The 23,779-nt window shown below is 72.4% G+C and carries 21 protein-coding genes; 9 read left to right on the top strand and 12 right to left on the bottom strand.

The genetic code is table 11. The features are described from left to right. Positions 1-156: 156 nt before the first annotated feature. On the bottom strand, positions 157-429 hold the full coding sequence (locus tag ACH0A8_RS14885; RefSeq protein ID WP_066653207.1) for a mycoredoxin: 273 nt from the start codon (positions 427-429) through the stop codon (positions 157-159). Between the two features lie 60 nt (positions 430-489). Between ACH0A8_RS14885 and ACH0A8_RS14880 the strand changes: the two genes are divergently transcribed. Then, entirely contained in the window at positions 490-2,022 is a 1,533-nt protein-coding gene (locus ACH0A8_RS14880; RefSeq protein ID WP_066653209.1) for a CYTH domain-containing protein, read from the top strand. A gap of 107 nt (positions 2,023-2,129) precedes the next feature. Here ACH0A8_RS14880 and ACH0A8_RS14875 read toward each other — a convergent pair whose 3' ends face one another. Together ACH0A8_RS14875 and ACH0A8_RS14870 are read right to left on the bottom strand one after the other, a co-directional pair. Beyond that, positions 2,130-4,301, bottom strand: a complete 2,172-nt coding sequence (locus ACH0A8_RS14875; protein ID WP_066657945.1) for a S9 family peptidase — start codon at positions 4,299-4,301, stop codon at positions 2,130-2,132. Beyond that, complete coding sequence (locus ACH0A8_RS14870; protein WP_066653211.1) at positions 4,298-5,530, bottom strand: Fic family protein; 1,233 nt, start codon at positions 5,528-5,530, stop codon at positions 4,298-4,300. The genes ACH0A8_RS14875 and ACH0A8_RS14870 overlap by 4 nt, the downstream gene beginning before the upstream one ends. Positions 5,531-5,640: 110 nt before the next feature. Here ACH0A8_RS14870 and ACH0A8_RS14865 point away from each other — a divergent pair, with 110 nt between their 5' ends. Further along, complete coding sequence (locus tag ACH0A8_RS14865) at positions 5,641-6,840, top strand: amidohydrolase (RefSeq protein ID WP_251160876.1); 1,200 nt, start codon at positions 5,641-5,643, stop codon at positions 6,838-6,840. A 138-nt stretch (positions 6,841-6,978) separates the two neighbouring features. Here the strand turns inward: ACH0A8_RS14865 and ACH0A8_RS14860 are convergent, their stop codons facing one another. Beyond that, positions 6,979-7,869: an aminodeoxychorismate lyase gene (locus tag ACH0A8_RS14860; protein WP_251160875.1), complete on the bottom strand. Its 891-nt coding sequence runs from the start codon at positions 7,867-7,869 to the stop codon at positions 6,979-6,981. Between the two features lie 35 nt (positions 7,870-7,904). Continuing rightward, positions 7,905-8,255 carry a tryptophan synthase subunit alpha gene (locus ACH0A8_RS14855; protein WP_066653218.1) on the bottom strand — a complete coding sequence of 117 codons (351 nt, stop codon included), beginning with the start codon at positions 8,253-8,255 and terminating at the stop codon, positions 7,905-7,907. A gap of 84 nt (positions 8,256-8,339) precedes the next feature. Between ACH0A8_RS14855 and ACH0A8_RS14850 the strand changes: the two genes are divergently transcribed. Beyond that, complete coding sequence (locus ACH0A8_RS14850; RefSeq protein ID WP_406907455.1) at positions 8,340-8,846, top strand: 8-oxo-dGTP diphosphatase; 507 nt, start codon at positions 8,340-8,342, stop codon at positions 8,844-8,846. On the opposite strand, the gene ACH0A8_RS14845 is transcribed toward ACH0A8_RS14850, so the two are convergent. The 3 genes from ACH0A8_RS14845 to ACH0A8_RS14835 all read right to left on the bottom strand — a co-directional run bounded on the left by ACH0A8_RS14845 (position 8,843) and on the right by ACH0A8_RS14835 (position 12,597). After that, positions 8,843-9,142 (bottom strand): hypothetical protein, encoded by a 300-nt coding sequence (locus tag ACH0A8_RS14845; protein WP_066653223.1) that lies wholly within the window; start codon positions 9,140-9,142, stop codon positions 8,843-8,845. The two genes, ACH0A8_RS14850 and ACH0A8_RS14845, sit on opposite strands and share 4 nt — an antisense overlap. 47 nt (positions 9,143-9,189) lie before the next feature. Beyond that, entirely contained in the window at positions 9,190-10,614 is a 1,425-nt protein-coding gene (locus ACH0A8_RS14840) for an ABC transporter permease (RefSeq protein WP_406907454.1), read from the bottom strand. Between the two features lie 294 nt (positions 10,615-10,908). Beyond that, entirely contained in the window at positions 10,909-12,597 is a 1,689-nt protein-coding gene (locus ACH0A8_RS14835; RefSeq protein WP_209686086.1) for a sodium:proton antiporter, read from the bottom strand. A gap of 115 nt (positions 12,598-12,712) precedes the next feature. Between ACH0A8_RS14835 and ACH0A8_RS14830 the strand changes: the two genes are divergently transcribed. The 3 genes from ACH0A8_RS14830 to ACH0A8_RS14820 all read left to right on the top strand — a co-directional run bounded on the left by ACH0A8_RS14830 (position 12,713) and on the right by ACH0A8_RS14820 (position 15,875). Beyond that, positions 12,713-13,969, top strand: a complete 1,257-nt coding sequence (locus ACH0A8_RS14830) for an inorganic phosphate transporter (RefSeq protein WP_081984745.1) — start codon at positions 12,713-12,715, stop codon at positions 13,967-13,969. Further along, positions 13,969-14,265, top strand: a complete 297-nt coding sequence (locus ACH0A8_RS14825) for a hypothetical protein (RefSeq protein ID WP_066653232.1) — start codon at positions 13,969-13,971, stop codon at positions 14,263-14,265. Before ACH0A8_RS14830 ends, ACH0A8_RS14825 begins: the two co-directional genes overlap by 1 nt. A 125-nt stretch (positions 14,266-14,390) precedes the next feature. After that, positions 14,391-15,875 carry an aspartate ammonia-lyase gene (locus tag ACH0A8_RS14820; protein ID WP_251160871.1) on the top strand — a complete coding sequence of 495 codons (1,485 nt, stop codon included), beginning with the start codon at positions 14,391-14,393 and terminating at the stop codon, positions 15,873-15,875. A gap of 103 nt (positions 15,876-15,978) precedes the next feature. Here the strand turns inward: ACH0A8_RS14820 and ACH0A8_RS14815 are convergent, their stop codons facing one another. Both ACH0A8_RS14815 and ACH0A8_RS14810 read right to left on the bottom strand, forming a co-directional pair. After that, positions 15,979-17,067 carry a YihY/virulence factor BrkB family protein gene (locus tag ACH0A8_RS14815; protein ID WP_066653237.1) on the bottom strand — a complete coding sequence of 363 codons (1,089 nt, stop codon included), beginning with the start codon at positions 17,065-17,067 and terminating at the stop codon, positions 15,979-15,981. A gap of 176 nt (positions 17,068-17,243) precedes the next feature. Beyond that, positions 17,244-18,560: an MFS transporter gene (locus ACH0A8_RS14810; protein ID WP_406907453.1), complete on the bottom strand. Its 1,317-nt coding sequence runs from the start codon at positions 18,558-18,560 to the stop codon at positions 17,244-17,246. 213 nt (positions 18,561-18,773) lie between these two features. Between ACH0A8_RS14810 and ACH0A8_RS14805 the strand changes: the two genes are divergently transcribed. From ACH0A8_RS14805 to ACH0A8_RS14795, 3 genes are all read left to right on the top strand, one after another. Next, positions 18,774-19,145, top strand: a complete 372-nt coding sequence (locus ACH0A8_RS14805) for an FKBP-type peptidyl-prolyl cis-trans isomerase (protein WP_058728797.1) — start codon at positions 18,774-18,776, stop codon at positions 19,143-19,145. Next, positions 19,145-19,981 carry an aldo/keto reductase gene (locus tag ACH0A8_RS14800; RefSeq protein ID WP_406907452.1) on the top strand — a complete coding sequence of 279 codons (837 nt, stop codon included), beginning with the start codon at positions 19,145-19,147 and terminating at the stop codon, positions 19,979-19,981. The genes ACH0A8_RS14805 and ACH0A8_RS14800 overlap by 1 nt, the downstream gene beginning before the upstream one ends. Before the next feature lie 208 nt (positions 19,982-20,189). Continuing rightward, positions 20,190-22,436, top strand: coding sequence for a HelD family protein (locus ACH0A8_RS14795; RefSeq protein WP_406907451.1), 2,247 nt, complete (start codon positions 20,190-20,192; stop codon positions 22,434-22,436). Here ACH0A8_RS14795 and ACH0A8_RS14790 read toward each other — a convergent pair. Together ACH0A8_RS14790 and ACH0A8_RS14785 are read right to left on the bottom strand one after the other, a co-directional pair. Next, positions 22,426-22,704: a protealysin inhibitor emfourin gene (locus ACH0A8_RS14790; protein WP_066653244.1), complete on the bottom strand. Its 279-nt coding sequence runs from the start codon at positions 22,702-22,704 to the stop codon at positions 22,426-22,428. The two genes, ACH0A8_RS14795 and ACH0A8_RS14790, sit on opposite strands and share 11 nt — an antisense overlap. Before the next feature lie 17 nt (positions 22,705-22,721). Next, positions 22,722-23,774: a M4 family metallopeptidase gene (locus ACH0A8_RS14785; RefSeq protein WP_406907450.1), complete on the bottom strand. Its 1,053-nt coding sequence runs from the start codon at positions 23,772-23,774 to the stop codon at positions 22,722-22,724. Positions 23,775-23,779: the final 5 nt, after the last annotated feature.

Here is a 23,779-nt window from a genome sequence, read left to right as displayed (position 1 = left end):
CCCCCCCCACCAGCATCTTTCCTGGCCGCGCGGACGTCGTGCTTTCGTTTTGGGGGTGGGGGGTTGTTGTTTTTTTTTTCGCGCTGCGCGTTCGCACCTGGCTCGTGGGTTAGAGCCCCCGCTTCTCGTTGTGCAGCGCGCCGTCGGCGCCTCGCGTCAGACGCGCGACTGCACCTCGGCCAGGGACGGGTTCGTCGCGGTGCTGCCGTCCGGGAAGACCAGCGTCGGCACGGTCTGGTTGCCGCCGTTGACCTCGGCGACGAGCTCCGCGGTGCCGGGGGTCTGCTCGATGTCGACCTCGCGGAACGGCACGCCCGCCTTCGACATCTGGTTCTTCAGCCGGGCGCAGTAGCCGCACCAGCTCGTCGTGAACATCGTGACGCCGCCGGCCTCGGGCACGAACGCGTCGCGGGTGACTGTCTCGCTCATGTGCCCAGGCTAACCCCGCCGGTTCGGGGAACCCCGGTGACCCCTGGTAGACAGGACCGCGTGACGGACACCCACCTCGAGATCGAGCGTACGTACGACATGCCCGAGGGCGACGACCTGCCGGACCTCATCGGCGTCGGCAGCATCGCCCGGACGGAGCGCCAGGAGCCGTTCGGCCTCGACGCCACCTACTGGGACACCGAGCGGTACGACCTCGTCGCCTCGCGGGTGACCGTCCGCCGACGGACGGGTGGCCCGGACGCGGGATGGCACATCAAGCGCGCCGCGTCGGACACCGTCCGGCACGAGCAGCACTTCGCCCTGACGGACGATCCCGACACCGTGCCCGACGAGGTCCTGGCCGCGCTGTTCGCCGAGCGCCGGGGCCGCGGCCTGCGCCCCGTCGTCCGCATCACCACCACGCGGGCGGTCGTGCGGTTGCTCGACGAGGACGACGACCAGGTCGCCGAACTCGCCGACGACCGCGTGGTCGCCCAGCGCCTCGACGACCACGCGCCCGCGACCCCGCGCACCTGGCGCGAGGTCGAGGTCGAGGTGGCCGAGGGCGTCGACGAACAGGTGGCGCACGAGCTCTTCGCCGCACTCGACGGTCGCTTCGCCGACATCGACGCGCACCCCGCGGCGGTCACCTCGAAGCTCGCCCGCGGCTTGGAGGGCGCGCCCGCCGCCCGGCTCCGCACGGCGGAGAAGCCGGAGAAGCACACCGCGGCGCGGGCACTGACGAAGCGCCTGCGCAAGCTGCGATCGACCCTGCTCGCCCTCGAAGGACAGCTGCGCGCCGGGGCGGAGACGGACCTCCGCGAGACGGCGAGGACCTCCCTCGACATCGCCGCCGTGCTCGGCTCGTACCGTCCTGCGTTCCCGGCGACCCCGGCGACCGACCGAGCAGCCGAGGCCGCGGACGCCCTCGCCGCCGTGACGGCGCGCGCTGCGCTGGCCGACTACCTCGTGGAGCGTCTGCCCCACGCATCGACGCCGGCACAGGACCTGCTCGTCGACGCGATGACCCGGGAGCGGGTGCTCGCCGCCACCCGCGAGCGCCGTGCCGTCGCGGTCGGCGAGGTCACGGCCTTCCTGCACTCCGAGCGCTACCTCGAACTCCTCGACGCCCTCGACGACGCCGTCGAGCGTCCGGCGCCGACGGCGTGGGCGCTCCGGTCGCCGAAGCACGTCGCTCAGGACGTCTCGGCGGTCGAGAAGCCACGCGTCCGTGACCTGGTCCGGAACGCGGTCGGGGACGACGACGAGAGCGTCGGCCCTGTCGACCGTGAAGCCGCCGACCGTGCGGCGACCGAGACCGCCTGGCGCGCTGCGACCCGCGCCCGGGCGGCGATGGACGTGCTCGGGGACGACGCCTTCCCGCACGCGCTGTGGAAGCGCATCGGGGACGCCGCGGACGTGCTGACCGAGCGGGTGCGCTCCCTGCACGCCCTCGACGTGCTCCGGGTGCACTCCGGCATCGCCGAGCGTGGTGGTGAGGGGACGTTCGGGTACGGCGTGCTCGCGGGGGACCGCGTGCGGCTCGCCGAGGACTCGTACGACCAGGCCGTGCAGGCACTCAACCGCGTCTGACGCGGCTCGGCGCGCTGCGTCGCGCAGCATTCCGTGGGAGCGACAGGACTCCACCGAACTCCGGTGGAGTCCTGTTGCTCCCGCGGGACGATCGGCAGCGGCGGCGCTCAGCCGGCGGCGATCGGCTCCGCTGAGGCCGCCGCGGGGTTCACGTCAGCCAGGCCGAGCACCTCGAGCAACCAGGCGAGCTCGAACGCGCGCTCGCGCCACGAGTCGTACCGGCCGCTCACGCCGCCGTGCCCCGCGGCCATCTCGGTCTTCAGCAGGACCGGCGCCCCGACCTCGCGCAGCTTCGCGGTCCACTTCGCCGGTTCGACGTAGAGCACACGGGTGTCGTTGATCGACGTCACGGCGAGGATCCGTGGGTACTGCACGTCGTCGCGCACGTTCTCGTACGGCGAGTACTCGCTCATGTACCGGTAGACCTCGGCATCGTGCAGCGGGTCGCCCCACTCGTCCCATTCGATCACCGTGAGCGGCAGGTCCGGGTCGAGGATGCTCGTGAGCGCGTCGACGAACGGGACGGCGGCCAGGATGCCGGCGAAGCGCTCCGGCGCCAGGTTCGCGACGGCGCCCATGAGCAGGCCACCGGCGCTGCCGCCCTCGGCGACGAGACGGTCGGCGCTCGTCCGACCGCTCTCGATCAGGTGCTCGGCGACCGCGACGAAGTCGGTGAACGTGTTCTTCTTCGTCAGCGTCTTGCCGTCCTCGTACCAGTGCCGCCCCATCTCGCCGCCGCCCCGCACGTGGGCGACCGCGAAGACGACGCCGCGGTCGAGCAGGGACAGGCGCATGACGCTGAAGCCCGGGTCGATGGAGTGCTCGTAGGAGCCGTACCCGTAGAGGTGCAGCGGTGCCGGGCCGTCGGCGTCCACCGCGTCGCGGCGCCAGACGAGCGAGATCGGCACCTGCGTGCCGTCCGGGGCCGTCGCCCAGTCACGCTCCTGCACGTAGTCGGCCGGGTCGTAGCCGCCGAGGACCGGCTGTCGCTTGAGCACCGTGACCTCGCCGGTCGCCAGGTCGAGGTCGCTGACCTCGGACGGGGTGACGAACGACGTGTACCCGATGCGCAGGGTCGGCTGCTCCCACTCGGGGTTGCCGCCGAGCCCTGCCGAGAAGAGCGCCTCGTCGAAGGGGACCTCGTGCGCGTCGCCGTAGCCGTCGCCCTCGATCGGGATGACGGCGACGCGGGGGAGCGCCTCGGCCCGGTACTCGAGCGCCAGGTGCCCGGCGAAGGCGTCGACGGACTCGATGCGGCGCTCGGTGTGGTGCGCGACGACGACGCGGCGGTCGTGCTCCGAGGTGGGGTCGTCGGCGGGGACGTCGACGAGCTCGAAGTTCTCGGCGCCGTCGTTGTGCAGCACCAGGAAGCGGTCGCTCCCGCCGACGATGGCGTGCTCGATCTCGTACTCGACCCCCTCGCGCCGCGGCCACACGACCCGGAACTCGCCGGTCGGGTCGGCGGCGTCGAGCACCAGTGCCTCGGACGTGATCTTGGAGCCGAGCTCGATGACGATGTACTGCGACGAGCGGGTCACGCCGACGCCGACCCAGTAGCGGTCGTCGGACTCCTCGAACACGACGACGTCGTCGCCGGTGGCGCTGCCGACGGTGTGCCGCCAGATGCGGTCCGGACGCCAGGACTCGTCGACGGTCGGGTAGAACACGTAGCGCCCGGACGGGTCGAAGGTCGCGCCGGAGCCGGTGTCCGGGATCTCGTCGCCGAGGTCGGTGCCCGTCGTGAGGTCGCGCACGTGCAGCGTGTAGCGCTCGTCGCCCTCGACGTCGACGCCGTAGAGGAGACGGGTCCCGTCGTCGCTGATGTCGTAGCTGCCGAGCGAGAAGAAGTCGTGCCCCTCGGCCAGGGCGTTGCCGTCGAGGACGACCTGCTCCCCGGGCAGGGCCGTCGCACCCTCGTCGACCGCGGGCGGCGTCCAGTCGTCCGGGCCGGTGATCGGTGCGCGGCAGTGCACGCCGTACTGGCTGCCCTCGGCCGTCCGCGTGAAGTACCACCAGTCGCCCATGCGCACCGGGACGGAGAGGTCCGTCTCCTGCACGCGGTTCTTGACCTCGGCGAAGATGCGGTCGCGGAGGCCGGTCAGGTGCTCGGTCTGTGCCTCGGTCCAGGCGTTCTCGGCCTCGAGGTGGGCGAGGGTCTCCGGTGACTCCTTGTCCCGCATCCACTCGTAGTCGTCGACGAACTCGATGCCGTGGTGGGTCCGCGTGACGGGCCGCTTCGCGGCGGTCGGCGGGGTGGCCTGGGCGTGCTCACTGCTCACCACGCCACCCTATGCGCCCGGGCCTCGACACCTGCTCGAACGCGCTCGGCGAAGGCGTCGAGTTCGGCCGCCACCGCGGGCGCGATCCACGCACGGCGACGGCGACGGGCGGTCACCGGTCGGAGGACCCCGGCGCGGCACAGGTCGGTGACCGTGGTCTCGAGCAGCGTCTCGGCCGTCCCCGAGACGTCGCCCCGCGCGATCGCGCGGCGGAGGAGCTCCTCCGCGTGGTCCTCCGTCAGGACGGCGTCCTGGTCGAGCGCCCGCCCGAGCACCGCGTGCGGGCCGGCGGCGCAGGTCGTCGCCGCACGGTCCGCGGCGACCTCGTCGAGCAGCAGCCCCGTCACGAGCGCCTCGTCCGATCCCGCGCCCACGGCGATCGCGACGTCGCGCACCCACGCGTCGACGTGTCCCTCGCGGTACTGCGTCAGGTGCTGGAAGTACCGGGTGCGCTCGGCGACCAGGACGGACGAGACGGGTGGACTCGCGGTCCGCGTCGCACCCCGGTGCCGCAGGACCGCCGCGACGAGCGCGCGACCGGTCCGTCCGTTGCCGTCGGTGAACGGGTGGATCGACTCGAACTGCGCGTGTGCGATCGCCGCCTGGGCCACGGGGTGCAGGTCGTCGCGCGCGAGGAACGCGAACAGGTCGGCCATGAGCGACGGGACGAACTCGGGCGGCGGTGGGACGTGGTCGGCGTCCCGTGGTGTGCGCCCGCCCCCGATCCAGTTCTGCACGGTGCGGTAGCGACCCGCGTGCGGGCCGTCCACGGGGTCGCCGCGCAGCAGACCACGGTGGGCGTCGAGGAGCGCGGTCTCGTCGAGGTGTCCGGCTCCGGCTGCCCGCACCAGGCGCTCGAGGGCGTCCCCGGCCTGCACCATCACCGAGGCGCTCGTGTTCGCGCGCACGCCCACCAGCGCCCGGGCGACGTCCTCGGCCGTGGCGTCCTCGTGCTCGATGCGCGAGGTCGCGACCGCCTCGGTCCGGGTGAGCAGCCGGTGCAGGGGACCGGCTCCGCCGTCCTCGTCGAGCGCCCGGAGCGCCGTCAGGCTCCGGTCGAGCAGTGCAGCGGTCGCTCCGTCGGGCTCCCAGTGCGCGTCGGCGATGCACGGTGGGACCGAAGCGGTGACGGTCGCCGTCTGCCGGACGGTCCGGTCGCCGCGGGTGGCGCTGCGCCACGGCCGGACGACGGTGTCGTGGGCGGGCCAGGGTGGTCGGGGTCGGGACACGGAGCCTCCTGCGTCGATCGTCGGTGTCGAGACGGTAGGACGGACGCGACCGCGGACGCCAGGGATCGGTATGTCGCGGGGACGACGGTGCTCCGCCGTACCGTGGTGGCATGCGCAACTCGTTCGTCGTCACCGGGGCCCACGTCGTCCCCGTCACCGCTCCGCCCTTCGACGGGGGTGCCGTCGTCGTGGAGGACGGCCGCATCACCGCCGTCGGCCCCGACGTGGCTCCGCCGCCCGGCCTCCCCGTCGTCGACGCCGCCGGCGCCTGGCTCGTCCCCGGGTTCGTCGAGTCGCACGGCCACGTCGGCATCCACGAGGAGGCGAACGGCTGGGCCGGCAACGACACCAACGAGATGACCGACCCGAACCAGGCTGCGGTGCGGGCGATCGACGCCGTGGACATCGACGACGAGGGGTTCCGCGACGCACTGTCCGGCGGCATCACGAGCATCGTCGTGAAGCCCGGCTCCGGCAACCCGATCGGCGGGCAGACCGTCGCGATCAAGACCTGGGGTGGTCGCACGATCGACGAGCAGCTCATCTCCGACGCCGTCAGCGTCAAGAGCGCCCTCGGCGAGAACCCGAAGCGCGTGTACGGCGACAAGGGGAGGACGCCGTCGACGCGCCTCGGCGTGGCGAAGGTCGTCCGCGAGGCGTTCGTCGCCGCGCAGGACTACCGCGCCGCCCGTGCGGCCGCCGCCGCGAAGGGGGAGCCGTTCACCCGCGACCTGACGAACGAGACGCTCGTCCGGGTGCTCGACGGCGAGCTCGCGTGGGACCAGCACGTCCACCGGCACGACGACCTCGCGACCGCGCTCCGCCTGGCCGACGAGTTCGGGTACCGGCTCGTCGTCAACCACGGCACCGAGGCGCACAAGATCGCCGACCTGCTCGCCGAGCGCGACGTCCCGGTGATCTACGGCCCGCTGTTCACGAGCCGCTCGAAGGTCGAACTCCGCGACCGCGGCATCCCGAACGTCGTGGCGCTCGCCGCCGCCGGTGTCCGCGTGGCCATCACCACCGACGCCCCGGTCGTGCCGATCGCGATGCTGGTCGACCAGGCCACGGCGGCCGTCAAGGAGGGCCTGCCCTGGCAGACCGCGCTCGAGGCCCTCACCACCAACCCCGCGGCCTTCCTCGGCTTCGGGGACCGTGTCGGCCGCATCGCACCGGGCTTCGACGCCGACCTCGTCCTGTGGGACGGCGACCCGCTGGCCGCGACCAGCCGCGCGACGCGCGTCTGGATCGAGGGCGCGTCCGTGTACGAGTGGGCCGACGGGACGGGCGTCACCACGCCGCGCTGGTGACCGGATGACGGTCTGGAGGCTCGTGGCGGCCCCGCCACGGTCCTCCCGTCCGCAAGACGCAACCTCGGCGGTTGCTCGCAACGCCGTACCGCTGCGCGCAACCGCCGACGTTGCGTTCCGCGGAGGGGGCGCCGAGCGTCAGGCGTCGCGGGACAGCAGGAAGTCGTTGATGCGCTCGGTCATCGGCAGGTCCATCTCCCGCGCGACGCCGTTCACGGACCGGATCGGTGCCGCCTGGCGGACGCTCGACAGCAGCCACAGGGCGTCGGCGGCCTCCAGGTCGGCCAGCGTGACGAGCTCGTACGAGGTCGCGATGCCCTCGCCCTCGGCGAACCGGAAGACGTCGGCCTGCGTCGTCCCCGCCAGGATGCCGATGTCGGTCCGCGGCGTCACGAACCTGCCGTCGACGGACATCACCAGGTTCGCGCGGGTGCCCTCGAGCACGTACCCGTCCGTCGAGACGAAGAGCGCGTCGTCCGCTCCGCGGCGCTCGGCCTCGCGGAGCGCCGCCATGTTCACCGCGTACGACAGCGTCTTCGCGCCCTGCAGCAACCACGGCGAGGTCCGCTCGACGTCGTGCCGGTAGCCGCGGTCGAGCGTCACGACGGCGATGCCCGCCGTCCGCGCGGGCGTCTGGTCGCCGGACGGTGCCGCGTAGACCCAGCCGGTCGGTCGACCCGAGCCCTCGACGCCGCGGGTCATGACGGTCTTCGCGAAGGCCTCGTGCACCGGGTCGAGCCGGGCGCACACCGCCTCGATCGCCTGGCGCCACGCGTCGACGTCCGGCGTGGGCAGGTCGAGCATCGCCGCGGACCGCACGAAGCGGGCGAGGTGCGGTTCGAGCGCCTGCGGCCGCCCGTCGACCACCGTGATGGTCTCGAACACCCCGTCGCCGCGGATCGCCCCGAGGTCCTGCACCTGCAGGTGCTCCTCGAGCGGCTTCGCCCACGTGTACGCGTCGGCCTCGGCGTCGTGCGGGGCGGCGTCGCGCGAGGGCTGGTTGAGGACGGCGAGGACGGTGTCGGTCATGCCACCATCCAACCGCAGCACCGGGTCGGTGGTCGTCAGTCGCGCCCGGGGAGCGCGCCCATGAGCTTCCACACCGCCGGCGTCAGCTCGGGGTGCTGCAGGGCGATCCGGCGGAGCCGGTGGTACTCCTCGCCGAGCTCGGTGCCCTGCCCGGAGGCCGGGTGGCCCGCCCAGTGCACGCTGCGCTGCCCGATCGCGGCGTCGAGCTCGACGGCATCGGCGCGGAGGATGAGCACGACCTGCTCGTCGACGGTCGGGAGCGTCGGCATGAACTCCCACGGGTCCTCGCCTGCACGGCTGCGGTGCTCGACGATCATCGAGATCTCCTCGGCGGCCTCGGCGCGCAGCACTTCGAGGCTGCGCCCGGTCCTGCGGGGCTCAGCCATGGTGCCCCCGCAGCACGCCTGCCATGCCAGCGATCGTACGCCAGCGCGGAGCGTCCACCGGACACGTCCGCCAGACTGGGGACCGTGACCGAACGCGACGAGACGAAGTCCCAGCACGCCCCGGTCGTGGTCGTCTACCTGCTCCGTGACGGTCCCGACGGCCCCGAGGTGCTGCTCGGCGAGAAGCGTCGGGGGCTCGGGGCCGGGGGCCTAGTCGGTCCGGGCGGCAAGCGCGAGCCGGGGGAGCCGCCGGTGGCGGCAGCGGTGCGCGAGGTGGCGGAGGAGGTCGGTCTGCGGCTCGAGTCGGACGACCTGGAGGCGCGTGGCACGTTGGACTACCGGTTCCCGTTCCGTCCGTCCTGGTCGCAGCGCTCGGACGTCTTCGTCTGCCGCCGCTGGCAGGGGACCCCGTCGGGCAGCGACGAGCTGGAGCCGCGGTGGGTCCCCGTCGACGCGGTGCCCTACGACGCGATGTGGGACGACGCGCGCTACTGGTTGCCGGGCGTGCTGGCCGGCGGGAGCGTCACGGCGCGCTTCACCTTCGCGGAGGACAACGCGACCGTCTCGGGCTTCAGCGGCGAAGGCGTCTAGCGGGCGCCCGCACGACCCTGCTGGACGCGGGTACTGCCGGTGCGCGCCTCCTCCGCGGCGGCGAGGACGTCGGCGTCCCCGCTGCGACCACCGAGCGGGCGGACGAAGAAGTCGACGATGCCCGCCGCGATCGCCCCGAGGACCGCGAACATCGCCCAGCCGACGAACAGCCCGGCGGTGTTCCGGCCGTCGGCGGGGGCGAGGAACACGCTTGCGGCGTAGAGCGCTGCCGCGAGCACGAGGAACGCCACGACGGCGGTGACGAGGACGCGGTGCCAGGCGGTGCGCGGGTGCATGCGGAACAGGATACGCGCGCTCCGGGGAGCGGCCGAGCGTGCGCGCGTCAGCGCTCGGCGTGCCGCCCGTGCTGGCGCTCGTCGGGCGCGCCGGTCCGCGTCGTGCGCGATCCTGCCGGGGCCGGGCGGCGACCGGACGCGTCCACGCGGGGGACGGGACGGGTGCGGGGGCCGGTGGCAGCGCCTCCCGGTCGCGCCGGGCCGGACCGGTCCGCCTGCCGCACCACGGGGATGCGTCCGGTCGGGGTGGTCTCCTGCTCGAGCCCGTCGCGACCGCCGGTGAAGACGTCGCCGGTGACACGCTCGTCCTCCCAGTCGTCGTCGCGCAGGACGCTCAGCGTGCCGGTCTCGGTCGAGGTCAGTCCGTGGCGCTCGAGCTCGGCGTCCCGCTGCTTCCCGAGGAACTCGCGGTTCGCGGTCTGCGCGTCCTGGAACATCGTCGTGCGGTTGTTCACGATCGCCGCGATGCGACGGCGCTCCCACCACTGCTTGCCGAAGAACATCAGCACGAGCCCGGCGGCGGCGTAACAGCCCATCGTGACCAGCCCGCGACCGAAGCCGGGGCCGACGCCGTAGATCTCGTGCTTGATCATGTCGACCATGCTCGAGCCGACCACGACGTGGTTGAGCCACGCGAAGGGCTCCGGCATGAACCACTTCGGGTACGCGCCGCCGGAGGACGGCATCGACAGGAAGACGAAGCAGATCATCGCGGGCGCGGCGATGAACCGGCCGACGAAGTAGCTCAGGCCGTTGACGGCGAGACCGATCGCGACGATCCAGCCCCAGGCGATGAGCACGAGTCCGATCCAATGCCCGTGGATCGCGCCGACGACCGGGCCGGCGAGCGTGTTCGTGATCAGGGAGATCACGAGGCCGCCGACGACGATCACGGTCATGCGGGTGCGGTGCCGCAGCGGACCGCCCATGATGCCGATGAACATCGCGACCATGTAGCCGCCGATGCACCAGGCGAGCATGACGTACATCGCGACGGTGCCGTACTCGTCGTACGCGGGCAGCGGTGCGAGCTCGGTGACGGTCGGGGCGGCGACTCCGATCCCGGTGAGCACGCTGGTCAGCGTCGCGGGGACGAGCGAGGCGACCTGGAACTGGTGGGCGCTCGCCTTGAACACCTCGTTCGCCGAAGGGTCGTACGCGACGGCCATCGTGCCGGCCAGGACGTCCTGCTTCGCGCGGGCCAGCGACTCGTACGTGTGGAACACGTACTCACCGGGCAGGGCTTTGCCGACGGCGGCGACGAGGGTCGGATCGCTGCCGACCAGGGCGACGGGGACGTCGTGCGGGTGGGGAGCGTGGAAGGCGAAGACGTAGCAGAGGCAGAAGCCGACGATGAAGAACAGCGGCATCCAGAGCTGCAGCCCGATGAGCTGCAGCGAGGGGTGGAGCGTGCCGTACCAGCGGCGGTACCGGCTGATCCGCTGCGGCTCGGGCACCGGTGCCTGGCGCACGCGCCCCGCACGGCTGCCGGCGCTCCGGCTGCCGGCGACGGGAGCACCGCGACGTGGCCGCGAACCGCCCCGCGTCGAGGGCCGGGTCTGCCGGGGCTTCGGCGCGGACGACCGCGGCGCTCCGTCACGATCGGGGAGGTCGCTCTTCCTGGGGACGTCGTTCCGCGGCTCGCTCACTCGGCGCTCTGCTCCTTCTGCTGGTCGGAGCATCACGGTACGCCGGGCGTGCTCACCGCGCCCCGTGAGCTGTCGGGGCAGGACCGGCTGCGGCGGCCCAGGACCGGCAGCGCCGGGTCAGGACCGGCTGCGGGAGGCCTGGGCCGAGTCCATCGCGAGTTCCTCGGCGTCGAGCGTCACGAGCACGCGGCGCATGACCTCCTCGTCGAGGTTGCCCTTCTCGCGTTCCTCGAGCACGATCTCGCGGCGACGGTCGAGCAGTTCGCGGCGGATGTCCTGGATCTGGGCGCCGCGGAGTCGCAGCGGAGCGTTCCGGTCCTCGACCTCCTCTTCCTCGGCGTCGCGGCGGAACGTCTCGGCCTGTCGTTCGAGGCGGGCCTTCAGCCGGTTCACGACGCTGTCCGATGCCTCGGCGCCGTACTGCTCGGCCCATGCCGGTCGCCTCCGTTCGAGCAGGGCGATCGCGGCCTCGGTGGTGCGCTGGTTGAGGCGCATCTCGCTCCGGACGTCCGCCTCGCCCTCGGCCGGGTCCTGCACCTTCAGCGCCCGGATCACGAACGGCAGGGTCAGCCCCTGGAGCAGGAGCGTGCCGACGGTGACCACGAAGGCGATCACGAAGATGGTGTCCTGCGCCTTGACGTCGACCGAGTTGCCGACGACGGAGACCGCCGCGGCGAGGGTCACCACACCGCGCATGCCGGTCCACGAGATGACGGTGAGCTCCCGCCAGTTCAGCTTCGGTTCGGCGGAGCCGCGCAGCCAGCGCAGGGACGGGTGACCGCGGGACAGTCGGACGCGCAACGGCCGCAGCCACCGGCCGTTGAAGCGGTTGCGCGCGTACGACTCGAACACGAAGAGCGGTCGCACGAGGATCACGACGACCAGGACGACGGCCGCCGCGGTGAGGGTCTGCGTCAGGCTGCGGTCGCTCTCGACGAGGTCCTGGACGACGGTCTTGAGCTGCAGGCCGATGAGGGCGAAGACGAACCCCTCGAGGATCACGTCCGCACTCGTCCACAGCGGGCGCTCCTGCAGCCGGGTCGCGTAGCCCTCCTTCGGCGAGTTGTAGCCGATGTACAGCCCCGCGGTGACCACGGCGATGACCCCGGAGCCGGAGAGGTGCTCGGCGAGGACGTACGCGACGAAGGGCAGCAGGATGCTCATGATCGTCTCGACGACCGGGTCGTTGATGCGCATCCGGATCCAGTGGACGGCGACGCCGAGGACGATGCCCACCGCCAGGCCGACACCGATCGCGAGCCCGAAGATGCCGAGGTCCTGCCAGATCGTCAGCGACGTCCCCGCCGCGATGAGCGTGAAGACCCGCACGAGGGTGAGGGACGCGGCGTCGTTGATGAGGCTCTCGCCGGACAGGACCGTCATCACCCGGCGGGGGAGTCCGAGCTTCCGGCCGATCGCCGCGGCGGACACCGCGTCCGGCGGGGCGACGACGGCGCCGAGCAGGATCGCCGCGGGCCAGTCCATGTCCGGGATGATGATGTAGGCGGCGAGGGCGACCGCGAGCGCGGTGACGATCACGAGGAAGATGCCGAGACGGCGGATCTGCTTGATGGACTGCCGGAAGCTCTGCCACGACACGTCGAGGGCGGCGGAGTAGAGCAGCGGCGGCAGGACGACGGTGAGGATCACCTCGGAGTCGATCTCGATCTCCGGCAGGCCCGGCAGGAACGACACCGCGAGCGCCACGGCCGTGACGAGCAGCGGCGCGGGCAGCCCCTTGGCCCGCGCGAAGCCGGTCACCGCGAGTGAACCGATCAACAGGATGAGGAGTTCCGCGGTGTCCATGGGGTCCATTCTCCCATCGACATGATTCGCAGGCTGAACGATCCGCAGGTCGGGTGGCGCGGCGGCGGACGACAGGGTTTGCCCCGGAGCCGATCGGCTGCGACACTTGCCCGCGGTGGACATCACACTCATAGTCGTCCTGGTCATCGCGTTGGCCCTCTTCTTCGACTTCACAAACGGTTTTCACGACACCGCCAACGCGATGGCGACACCGATCGCCACCGGTGCCATGAAGCCCAAGGTGGCCGTCACGGTCGCCGCGGTGCTCAACCTCGTCGGTGCGTTCCTCAGCACCGCCGTCGCGACGTCGATCTCGCACGGCCTGATCAACGAGGGCCCCGGTGGCGTCGCGATCACCCCGGAGATGATCTTCGCGGGCCTGATCGGCGCGGTCGTCTGGAACATGATCACGTGGCTGCGCGGTCTGCCGTCGTCGTCCTCGCACGCGCTGTTCGGCGGGCTCATCGGTGCCGCGATCGTCGGAGCCGGCTTCGACTCCGTGAACTACGCCGCGCTGCTGACCGTCGTGATCATCCCCGCGTTCCTGTCGCCGGTGATCGCCGCGCTGGTCTCGCTCCTCGCCACGCGCATCGCCTACCGCGTGACCCGTCGTCCGGTCTTCCCGAACGAGCGCGGCGGCTTCCGCATCGGCCAGGTGTTCACGAGCTCGATGGTCTCCCTCGCGCACGGCACGAACGACGCGCAGAAGACGATGGGCGTGATCACGCTGACGCTGATCGCCTCGGGCGCGCAGTCGGCGAACCAGGGCGTGCAGTTCTGGGTCGTCGTCGCGTGTGCGCTCGCGATCGCACTCGGCACGTACACCGGTGGTTGGCGCATCATCCGCACCCTCGGGTCGGGTCTGACCGAGATCCGCGCCACCCAGGGCTTCGCCGCCGAGGCGTCCACCGCAGCCACCATCCTCGCGTCGAGCCACCTCGGCTTCGCGCTCTCGACCACGCAGGTGTCGTCGGGCTCGATCATCGGCGCCGGGCTCGGCCGTCGTGGCTCGAAGATCCAGTGGTCGACGGCGGGCAAGATCGTCGTCGCATGGTTCATCACGCTGCCGGCCGCCGCAGCCGTCGGCGCGATCGCGTCCGGCATCGCCCGGCTCGGTGTCGGGGGACTCGTCATCGACGCGGTCGTCGGCGCAGCCGTCATCCTCGGGCTCTACCTCTGGTCGCTGCGGAAGCCGCACGACCAGGCCGCCGCGATCGAGGTGGACGTGGCCGCCAACGCGGTCTTCACCCGCAAGGAGCTCCGCGACATGCAGCGCAAGAAGCGTGCCGCCCAGGTCGCCGAGCGGCGCGCCGAGCTCAGCCGTGAGCGCACCCTGCGCCGCATGGCCGGACGGAACGGAGGGCGCCGCTGATGGGCATCGACTGGTTTGCATTCCTCACCGTGGCGATCGTCGCGGTCGTCTCCGCGTGCTTCGTGGTCCTCGTCTACTCGATCGGCCTGCGCCTCTGGAGCGCCGCCGACACGCGCGCCGGCAAGTACACCGTGAAGGACGACGGCACCGTCGGCCCCGCCACGGCCGGCTTCCCCCAGCCCGGCACCGTCCAGCCCGGCGTCCGCGCGTTCCGCGCGCTCGCCGTCGCGTGCTTCGCCGTCTCCGGCCTGGCCGTGCTCTACGGCATCTACCTGATCGTCCCGCAGTTCCACTGACGGTCACGTCCACCTGACGGACGGGAGGCCCGTGTCGACGCCGCCACGGGCCTCCCGTCCGTCGTCGGTCACCACGCGCGCCCGCCTGCCGGACCCGACCGGCCGGACGGGCTAGCCTCGACAGGGTGACCGGCAACGAAGCAGCGCGCACCAGGACCGAGACCGACTCGCTGGGATCCCTCGAGGTCCCCGCCGACGCGTACTGGGGCATCAACACCCTCCGGGCGCTCGAGAACTTCCCGATCACGTCGGTGCCGATCGCCGTGTACCCGGACCTCATCGAGGCGCTCGCGACCGTGAAGCAGGCCGCCGCGCGGGCGAACAAGGCCATCGGCGTGCTCGACGCCGAGCGTGCCGACGCCATCGACCAGGCGGCGCAGGAGGTCCGCGACGGGAGCCTCCGCGACCAGTTCGTCGTCGACGTCGTGCAGGGCGGCGCGGGGACGTCGACGAACATGAACACGAACGAGGTGCTCGCCAACCGCGCCCTCGAGATCCTCGGGCGCGAGAAGGGCGACTACGCGTACCTGCACCCGATCGACCACGTGAACCGCAGCCAGTCGACGAACGACACCTACCCGACGAGCATCAAGCTGGCGATGATCCTGGGGGTGCGGCGGCTCACCGAGCAACTCGAACTGCTCTCCGACGCGTTCGCCGAGCGGGGCCGGGCGTTCCAGGACGTCCTGAAGGTCGGGCGCACGCAGCTGCAGGACGCCGTGCCGATGACCCTCGGGCAGGAGTTCACCGGGTTCGCGCACACCATCCAGGAGGACGTCCTGCTCCTCCGCACGGTCTCGCCGCTGCTCGCGGAGACGAACCTCGGGGCGACGGCCATCGGCACGGGCATCACCGCGGACCCGCAGTACCGCGACGAGGTCCGTCGGCAGCTGCAGGTCGCGAGCGGGCTCGACATCGTCACCGCACCCGACCTGATCGAGGCGACGAGTGACGCCGGTGCCTTCATGACGCTGTCCGGCACGGTGAAGCGCAGCGCGGCCAAGCTGTCGAAGATCTGCAACGACCTGCGGTTGCTCGCGTCGGGGCCGCAGGCGGGGCTCGGCGAGATCACGCTGCCCGCGCGCCAGGCCGGGTCGTCGATCATGCCGGGCAAGGTCAACCCGGTGATCCCGGAGGTCGTCAACCAGATCGCGTTCGCCGTCGCCGGTGCCGACACCACGGTGACGATGGCCGCCGAGGGCGGGCAGCTGCAGCTCAACGCCTTCGAGCCGATCATCACCCACTCGATCCTGCAGTCGCTGCAGTGGATGGCGAGCGGGTGCGCCACGCTCCGGGTGAACTGCGTCACGGGCATCGAGGCGAACGAGGCCAAGCTCGCCGCGCAGGTGGACACCAACGTCGGCGTCGTCACCGCGCTGACGCCCTACATCGGCTACGCGGCCGCGGCGTCGATCGCGCACACCGCGTTGACGACCTCGACGCCGATCGCGACGCTCGTCACGGCGGCGGGGCTGATGGACGAGGACCAGGTGCAGCGGGTCCTGTCGCCGGCGCGCTTGTCGGGCATCGAGCTCGCGACGGGGGCGATCCCGATCGTCACCGAGGAGATGTTGGACGCCGAGGCGGAGCGGGTCGCGCGCGAGCGCTGACCCCGTCCCGCGGGACGCAACCTCGGCGGCACTGCGCAGCGGTACAGCGCTGCGAGGCGTCGCCGACGTTGCGTCGTGCGGAGCGCCGCGCGAGCGCTGGAGCCTAGGGCAGCGGGGGCTCGCCGACCCGCACCTGGTGCGACATCGCGCGCAGGTGCTCCTCGGTCGGCGAGGGCTCCTCGTGCTCGTCCTCGGCACGCTGCTGCGCGGCGAGCCGGACCCGGTGCGCCGCAGCGATGTCCTGGTCGCGCCAGCGTGCGAGCGTGAAGTTCCGCGTGACGTCGCGGAGTGGCAGTCGGATCGACTCGTCAGCCTCGATGCCCGCGAGGAGCTGGCGCATCCGGATGACCTCGGAGTCGAGCTCCCCGCCGACGACGAGCACGAAGTTCGAGATGTACAGGTACACGAGCAGCAGGATCGCGCCACCGAGCCACCCGTAGGCCCGGTTCCCGCTGCCGCCGACCGTCTCGACGTAGATCGAGAAGCCGAGGGTCGCCACCGCCCAGGTCACGATCGCGAACGCCGCTCCGGCCGACACCCACCGCAGCTGCGGGGTCTTCACGTTCGGCGTCGCGTAGTAGAGGACCGCCACCATCACCACGAGGACGACGGCGAGCACGGGCCACTTCGCCACGTTCCACAGGTCGTCGATCCACGGTGCCCACCCCAGCTGCCGGACGATCGCCGCCGAGATCGTCGGGGTGCCGAGCAGGATGACGATCGCGATCGCCCCGCCGACCATCACGAGCAACGTGACGAGGAGCATCATGCTGCGGAACTTCCAGATCCGCCGGCCCTCCTCGACCTCGTAAGCGGTGTTCATCGCGCGTCCGAACGCCGTGGCGTACCCGGAGAGCGACCACAGCGTCAGGACGAGCCCGATCGAGAAGCCCACCCACGGGTTGTCGAGCGTCAGCAGCTGGCGCAGCGGCCCCTCGAGGTGCTGCGCGGTCTCGGGGCGGACGATGAAGCCCAGCACCTGGATGATGTCCGTCAGGCTGTCGCCCTGCCGGTCCACGACGGACAGGGCCGACACCACGGCGAGCGCCGCGGGGAACACGGTCAGCAGGGCGAAGAACGTCAGGGAGGCCGCGGCGTCCACGACGCGGTGGCGGATCACCGAGTGGTAGGTGCGCCGGACGACCGCGCGGACGCCGGTCCGCTGCAGGTCGCGCGAGGCGCTGTCGGGCATGCGATGTACCGTACCCGACCCCACGACGGCCGGGAGGCGCGGTGCGGCACCGCCACGCGCCTCCCGTCCGCGGACAGCTGCACGAGACTCGGCCCCGCGGACAAATTCGCCGTTCCCGCGCGCGAGTCTCGTCCGCCAGGCCGAGTCTCGGACCTGACGGGGCCGGCACCCGCCGGTCAGTTCGCGTGCGGGTCGAGTGCGTCGTACCGGCGGAAGGAGGGCACCAGCCGGAGCAGCAGTGCCACGAGGCCGATGATGAGCACGCCGCCGATGATCGGCGGGTACGCGATGCCGGCCGCGACGACGAGGCCGGCGTACAGGTCGCCGAGGCGCGGGCCGCCGGTCACGACCACGATGAAGATGCCCTGCAGCCGTCCGCGCATCCCGTCGGGCGAGGCCGCCTGCAGGATCGTGTTCCGGAACACCGAGCTGACGTTGTCCGCGCCGCCCGCCGCCGCGAGGAACAGCGCCGCGAGTCCGAGTGCGGGCAGGATCTCGACGCCGAAGGCCTCGCCGGACCGACCGCCGAGCAGGTGCGCCACCGCGATGACGACGCCGAACGCCGCGATCGCCGCGCCGTACGCCGTGATCGCCCAGCCGACGGCCTCGCCCTGGCGTCGCACGTGCCCGAGCGGGCCGGAGAACACGCTCGACAGCAGCGCGCCGACGGCGTAGGCGGCGGTCAGGGTGCCGACCGTGATCGACCCGCCGCCGATGACCAGTGCCCCGATCGCCGGGAAGAGCACGCGCGGCTGGCCGAACGTCATCGCGACGATGTCGAGCACGAACGTCATCGTGATGTTGCGGGACCGCCTGAGGAACCGCGCACCCTCGACCAGGGAGCGCAGCCCGGGGCGGAGGGCGTCGTGCTCCGCCGCCATCCGGGGGAGGGTGAAGACGCCGAGGAAGGCGAACGTGAAGAGCACGACGTCGATCGTGTAGGTCGGTGCGAAGCCGACGCTCGCGATGAGGACACCGGCGATCGCCGGGCCCACCGTCACCTGGAACCCGGACGCGATGCCACCGAGGGCGCTCGCCGCCGGGAGCAGGTCCGTCCCGACGAGCCGGGGGACGATCGCCGAACGCGAAGCGTTGCTCACCGTCGCGGCGACGGCGTTGACGGTCGCGAGCACGTAGAGGAGCGCCACGCTGTGCAGCCCGAGCCAGGCGTGCGTGGCGATGAGCGCGACCGCGGCCCAGGCGATGATCGCGGACACGAGGGCCACGAGCCGCCGGTCGAAGGCGTCCGCGAGCATCCCGCCGTAGAGCCCGGCGACGATCATCGGGACGAGGGCGATCACGCCGACGAGCGCGACCGCGAAGGTCGAGCGGGTGATCTCGTACACCTCGAGGCCGACCGCGACGGTGGTCATCTGCGTGCCGATGCCGGCGATCGCCGTGCCGGCCCAGAGCCGCGCGAACGCGGGGGAGTGGCGGAGCGGGGTGAGGTCGGCGAGCAGGCGGCGGCGGGGTGTGGTGTCAGGTCGTGTCACGGTGGAACCATTCTGCGGCCTGCGCCGCCCCGAGCGGGCGGAATCTGCGGGCTCCGGCGACGCGAGCGGGCGGAATCTGCGCACTCCGGCGACGCGAGCGGGCGGAGTGTGTCGCGTTCGTCCGCTGAGCGTGACGGATCGCGCCCGTTCGCGGGGAGCGAGACACCCGCGCCGCCGGGGAAGCCACCACACCCCTGCTGGTTGACTGACGCCATGACTGACCTCAACAGCAAGCCCGAGTTCGACGCCCCCGAGGGCCCGGCCCCCACCGAGCTCGTGATCACCGACATCGTCGAGGGTGACGGCGACGTCGCGCAGCCCGGCTCGACCGTGAAGGTGCACTACGCCGGCGTCGAGTACGAGTCCGGCGAGGAGTTCGACAGCTCGTGGAACCGCGGTGAGCCGATCGACTTCCCGCTCGCAGCACTCGTCCGTGGCTGGCAGGAGGGCATCCCCGGCATGAAGGTCGGCGGGCGCCGCAAGCTCACCGTCCCGCCGGAGCTCGCCTACGGCCCGGCCGGCGGCGGGCACTTCCTCTCCGGCAAGACCCTCATCTTCATCATCGACCTGCTCGGGGTCCGCTGATGCAGGTCGGCGCGCCCACCATCGAGCTGAACGACGGCCACCGCTTCCCGGAGCTCGGCCTCGGCACCTACGGGCTGAACGGCGACGAGGGCACCGCAGCGGTCGGCGCGGCGATCACGAGCGGCTACCGGCTGCTCGACACCGCGCTGAACTACGGCAACGAGGACGCCGTCGGCCGCGCCGTGCGCGGGTCGGAGGTCGACCGCGAGGACCTCGTCGTCACGTCGAAGCTGCCCGGGCGGCACCACGGCTACGACGAGGCACACCGCTCGATCGACGAGACGCTCGGCAACCTCGGGCTGGACCGCGTCGACCTGTACCTCATCCACTGGCCGAACCCGTCGGTCGGGAAGTTCGTCGACACGTGGAAGGCCTTCGTCGACCTCCGGGACAGCGGCAAGGTCCGCTCGATCGGCGTCTCGAACTTCACGCCCGAGCACCTGAAGGCGATCATCGACGCCACCGGTGTCGCCCCGGCGGTGAACCAGGTGGAACTGCACCCGTACTTCCCGCAGGCCGAGCTCCGCAAGGTGCACGCCGAGTACGGCATCGTCACCGAGAGCTGGAGCCCGCTCGCGAAGCAGTCCGAGCTGCTCACCGAGCAGCCGGTCCTCGACGCGGCGGCCGCGCACGGCGTGACGCCCGGCCAGGTCGTGCTGCGCTGGCACGTCCAGCTCGGCGCGGTCCCGGTGCCGAAGTCCGGCGACGCGGACCGGCAGCGGGAGAACCTCGACGTCTTCGGCTTCGCGCTGACCGACGACGAGGTCCGCGCGATCTCCGGGCTCGAGCGCGGGCGTCTCTGGGACGGCGACCCGGACACGCACGAGGAGATGTAGGGACTGCCGCCCCCACGGACGGACGGGCGCGCCCCGCTGAGCGGCGACGCGAAGCGTCGCGCGGGGCGCGCCGACCGAGCCTGCGAGGGAGGGGTGTCGGCCGACACCGCGCCTTCCGTCCGTCCCCCGGTCGCCCGTGCGTCTCGTCGCCCCCGGAGGTCGCCCGGCGGGACTACACTGGACACCCCTGTTTCCCGAAGGGTGGCGTGTGTCCGAACCGACCGAGACCGACCGCGAACGTAGCTACGTCGACGGTCTCTTCACCCGTCTCGACGAGCTGACGTCCGAGGCCGAGCAGCGTCTCGCCGAGACCCGCCGCCAGGCGGTCGGCGGCAACCACCAGAGCCGCAGCGAGCGTGACGCCTACGCACGCCTGTACGAGGACACGATCGCCACGCTCGACCGCGTCGGCGACCGCCTGGTCTTCGGTCGGCTCGAGGTGTCCGAGCCGGAGTCGCCCGACGACACGTTCCGGTACATCGGCCGCGTCGGCCTCCGCGACGTCGAGCACCGACCGCTCCTGCTCGACTGGCGCGTCCCCGGTGCGAGCGCCTTCTACCAGGCGACCGCAGCGCACCCGATGGGCATGCGCGCCCGCCGCCACCTGACGCTCGAGGGTCGCACGGTCGTGAACGTCGAGGACGAGGTCTTCGACGCGACCCTGTACGACGACGAGCGCACGCACCTGCAGGGCGAGGGAGCGCTGCTCGCGGCGGTCACCGCCGAGCGCACCGGTCGGATGACCGACATCGTCGCGACGATCCAGGGCGAGCAGGACCGCATCATCCGCTCCGCGCTCGAGGGCGTCCTCATCGTGCAGGGCGGCCCCGGTACGGGCAAGACCGCCGTGGCGCTGCACCGCGCCGCGTACCTGCTGTACACGCACCGCGACCGGCTCCGGGGCTCCGGCGTGCTCATGGTCGGGCCGTCCCCGGCGTTCCTGACGTACATCGAGCAGGTGCTGCCGTCGCTCGGCGAGACCGGCGTGGTGATGGCCTCGCTCGGGTCGCTGTACCCGGGCGTGCACGCGACGATGCACGACCACGGGGACGTCGCCGCGGTGAAGGGCTCGGCGCAGATGGCGTCGCTGCTCCGCCGTGCCGTCCGCTCCCGCCAGGTCGTCCCGACCGAGTCGGTCGTGCTCGACGTCGAGGGGGAGCGGCTCACGGTGCCACCGCAGCTCGTCGCCGACGCCCTCAAGCGGGCGCAGGACCGCGGGAAGCCGCACAACGTCGCTCGGGTGACCTTCAACAAGATCGCCCTCGACGCGATGACCCGCCTGCTCGCCGACCAGCTCCGCGCCCGCGGCACGACGGTGGACGAGGCCGACGAGAAGGTCCTGCGCGAGGACATCCGCAGCTCGTACGACGCCCGTGTCCTGCTCAACACCGCGTGGCTGCCGCTGCCGCCGGAGAAGTTCCTCGAGGACCTCTACGCGCGCCCGAACTGGCTCGCCTCGCTCACGCCGGACTGGACACCCGCACGCCGCGCACTGCTCCAGCGACCGCGTGGCGCGGGCTTCACGATCGAGGACGTCCCGCTCCTCGACGAGGCCGCCGAGCTCCTCGGGCCGTTCGACCCGACCGGCGGTGCCGCGAAGCGCGCGGCCAAGGCCAGCCGCAACCGCGACATCGAGAACGCCCGCCAGGCGATCGAGAACATGGGCGTCGAGGGCATCGTCTCCGCCGAGCAGGTCGCGGGGTCCTTCGCCGAGGGCGGCGATCCCCGCACGACGGCCGAGCGCGCCGCCGAGGACCGCGAGTGGACCTACGGGCACATCGTCGTCGACGAGGCCCAGGAGCTCTCACCGATGCAGTGGCGGGTCCTCGCCCGCCGGAACCCGCTGCGGTCGTTCACGATCGTCGGTGACATGGCGCAGGGTTCCTCGCCGGCCGCCGCACGCACGTGGGACGACGTCGTCGGTGCGCTCGCACGCCGCCGTCGCGGACGTGCGCCCGTGGTGCCGCTCGACCACCGGATCGCCGAGCTCACGGTCAACTACCGCACGCCGCGCTCCATCGTGCAGGCGGCGGGTGCGTTCGCCGACGCCGCCGGACTGGCGGTCACGCGCACCGAGGCCGTGCGCGACGGCGACCCGGTCGACCGCGTGTCCGTGCCCCGGGCGGCGCTGCTCGACACGGTCGCCGAGCACGTGGACGCCGAGCGGGAGCGCATCGGCTCCGGCACGATCGGCGTCATCGTGCCCGAGGCCGAGCTCACCGCCGTCCGCGAGCGGCTCGCCCGCACCGACGCCGACGTCCGGGGGCTCGGCTCGCCGCGACCGGGGTCGGTGACGGTCTTGACGGGGGCGGACGCGAAGGGCCTCGAGTTCGACGGCGTGCTGTTGGTCGACCCCGACCGGGTCGGCGCCGACGCGGCACGCGCCGCGGCCGCGGTCTACGTGGCGATGACGCGACCGACGCGACGGCTGGTCGTCGTCGACGTCATCGACTGATCGGCTCGCCCTCGTCGCGCACCCGCGCGACGAGGGCCGCCCACGCGCCGTCGAGCTGGCTGCCGGGGATCGTGACGGTGGTGCGGGCGACGCTCACCGTCCACGTGAAGTCGTCGGGCACCGCCTGCCGCCGCCGCGCCGGGGCCTCGCGCGGGAGGGCGCCGACCAGGTCGTCCCAGGCGTCCGGGTCGTCGCACGAGTCGGTGTCGATCCGCCAGCCCCGCGAGAGGCCGGCGAACCCACCACTGCGGCGGACGACGATCTGCATGCTCCGGTTCTACGCCGTCACGGACCGGTGAGCACGCCGACGCTCCGCCAGGCGTCCTCGACCGCGGCGTGCTCCGTCGAGCCCTGCCCGAAGCGTGCCGCGGCGGCGTCGACCGTGACCCGTGCGAAGCCGGCGAAGTCGATGTCCTCGGTGGTCTCGGGCGACGTCAGGGCGTCCCACCAGACGGCTCCCGCGCCCTCCCACGCGTACCCGCCGACGGTGGTCGCGGCGAGGAAGAACGCGTGGTTCGGGATGCCCGAGTTCAGGTGCACGCCGCCGGAGTCCTCGGTGGTCTCGACGTAGTCGGCGATGGTCGCCGGCTGCGGGTCCTTCCCGAGCACCGGGTCGTCGTACGCGGTCCCCGGGGCCCGCATCGACCGGAGTGCCACGCCGTGCACGGCGTCGGTGAAGAGCCCCTCGCCGATGAGCCACGTGGCCTGGTCGGCGGTCTGCCCGGCGGCGTACTGCGCGACCAGCGAACCGAACACGTCGCTCACCGACTCGTTCAGCGCGCCCGACTGCCCCTGGTACGTCAGGTCGGCGGTGTACTGGGTCACGCCGTGGGCCAGCTCGTGGCCGATGACGTCGAGCGCGACCGTGAAGCGCCGGAACACCTCGTCGTCCCCGTCGCCGAACACCATGCGCCGCCCGTCCCAGTAGGCGTTGTCGTAGTCCTGCCCGTAGTGCACCGTGGCGTCGAGGGGGAGCCCGGCGCCGTCGATCGACACCCGGCCGAACACGTCGAGCCAGAACGCGTGCGTCGCGCCGAGTCCGGCGTACGCCTCGTCGACCGCGGCGTCACCGGAGTCGGGGTCGCCCTCGCGCCGGACGACCGTGCCGGGCAGGGTGGTCGTGCCGCGCGCGTCGGTGACGGTGCGCTGCGGCGAGCGGTCGACCGAGCCGCTGATGCCCTGCGGTCGGACGCGGTGCTCGTGCTTCGGAGCGGTGACGACGTCCATCTCGGCGAGCGCGGTCCGTGCCGCCGAGGCCGCGCGGGGGTGCTCCGACGCGGCGGCGACGGCGCGCAGCAGGTACGGCGGGACGACGGAGTGGCGGCGGGTGGCGGTCATGGCGC

Source organism: Curtobacterium sp. 179-B 9B NHS, assembly GCF_045370965.1.
GTDB lineage: Bacteria > Actinomycetota > Actinomycetes > Actinomycetales > Microbacteriaceae > Curtobacterium.
This window is presented reverse-complemented; position numbering and strand designations above follow the sequence as displayed.

What these genes read in the sequence shown, in the direction of transcription:
- ACH0A8_RS14825 (WP_066653232.1), top strand. Translation starts at nt 13,969, where the DNA reads ATGGGCATCGACTGGTTTGCATTCCTCACCGTGGCGATCGTCGCGGTC.
- ACH0A8_RS14865 (WP_251160876.1), top strand. Translation starts at nt 5,641, where the DNA reads ATGCGCAACTCGTTCGTCGTCACCGGGGCCCACGTCGTCCCCGTCACC.
- ACH0A8_RS14860 (WP_251160875.1), bottom strand. Translation starts at nt 7,869, where the DNA reads ATGACCGACACCGTCCTCGCCGTCCTCAACCAGCCCTCGCGCGACGCC.
- ACH0A8_RS14835 (WP_209686086.1), bottom strand. Translation starts at nt 12,597, where the DNA reads ATGGACACCGCGGAACTCCTCATCCTGTTGATCGGTTCACTCGCGGTG.
- ACH0A8_RS14815 (WP_066653237.1), bottom strand. Translation starts at nt 17,067, where the DNA reads ATGCCCGACAGCGCCTCGCGCGACCTGCAGCGGACCGGCGTCCGCGCG.
- ACH0A8_RS14800 (WP_406907452.1), top strand. Translation starts at nt 19,145, where the DNA reads ATGCAGGTCGGCGCGCCCACCATCGAGCTGAACGACGGCCACCGCTTC.
- ACH0A8_RS14790 (WP_066653244.1), bottom strand. Translation starts at nt 22,704, where the DNA reads ATGCAGATCGTCGTCCGCCGCAGTGGTGGGTTCGCCGGCCTCTCGCGG.
- ACH0A8_RS14805 (WP_058728797.1), top strand. Translation starts at nt 18,774, where the DNA reads ATGACTGACCTCAACAGCAAGCCCGAGTTCGACGCCCCCGAGGGCCCG.
- ACH0A8_RS14845 (WP_066653223.1), bottom strand. Translation starts at nt 9,142, where the DNA reads ATGCACCCGCGCACCGCCTGGCACCGCGTCCTCGTCACCGCCGTCGTG.
- ACH0A8_RS14785 (WP_406907450.1), bottom strand. Translation starts at nt 23,774, where the DNA reads ATGACCGCCACCCGCCGCCACTCCGTCGTCCCGCCGTACCTGCTGCGC.
- ACH0A8_RS14855 (WP_066653218.1), bottom strand. Translation starts at nt 8,255, where the DNA reads ATGGCTGAGCCCCGCAGGACCGGGCGCAGCCTCGAAGTGCTGCGCGCC.
- ACH0A8_RS14885 (WP_066653207.1), bottom strand. Translation starts at nt 429, where the DNA reads ATGAGCGAGACAGTCACCCGCGACGCGTTCGTGCCCGAGGCCGGCGGC.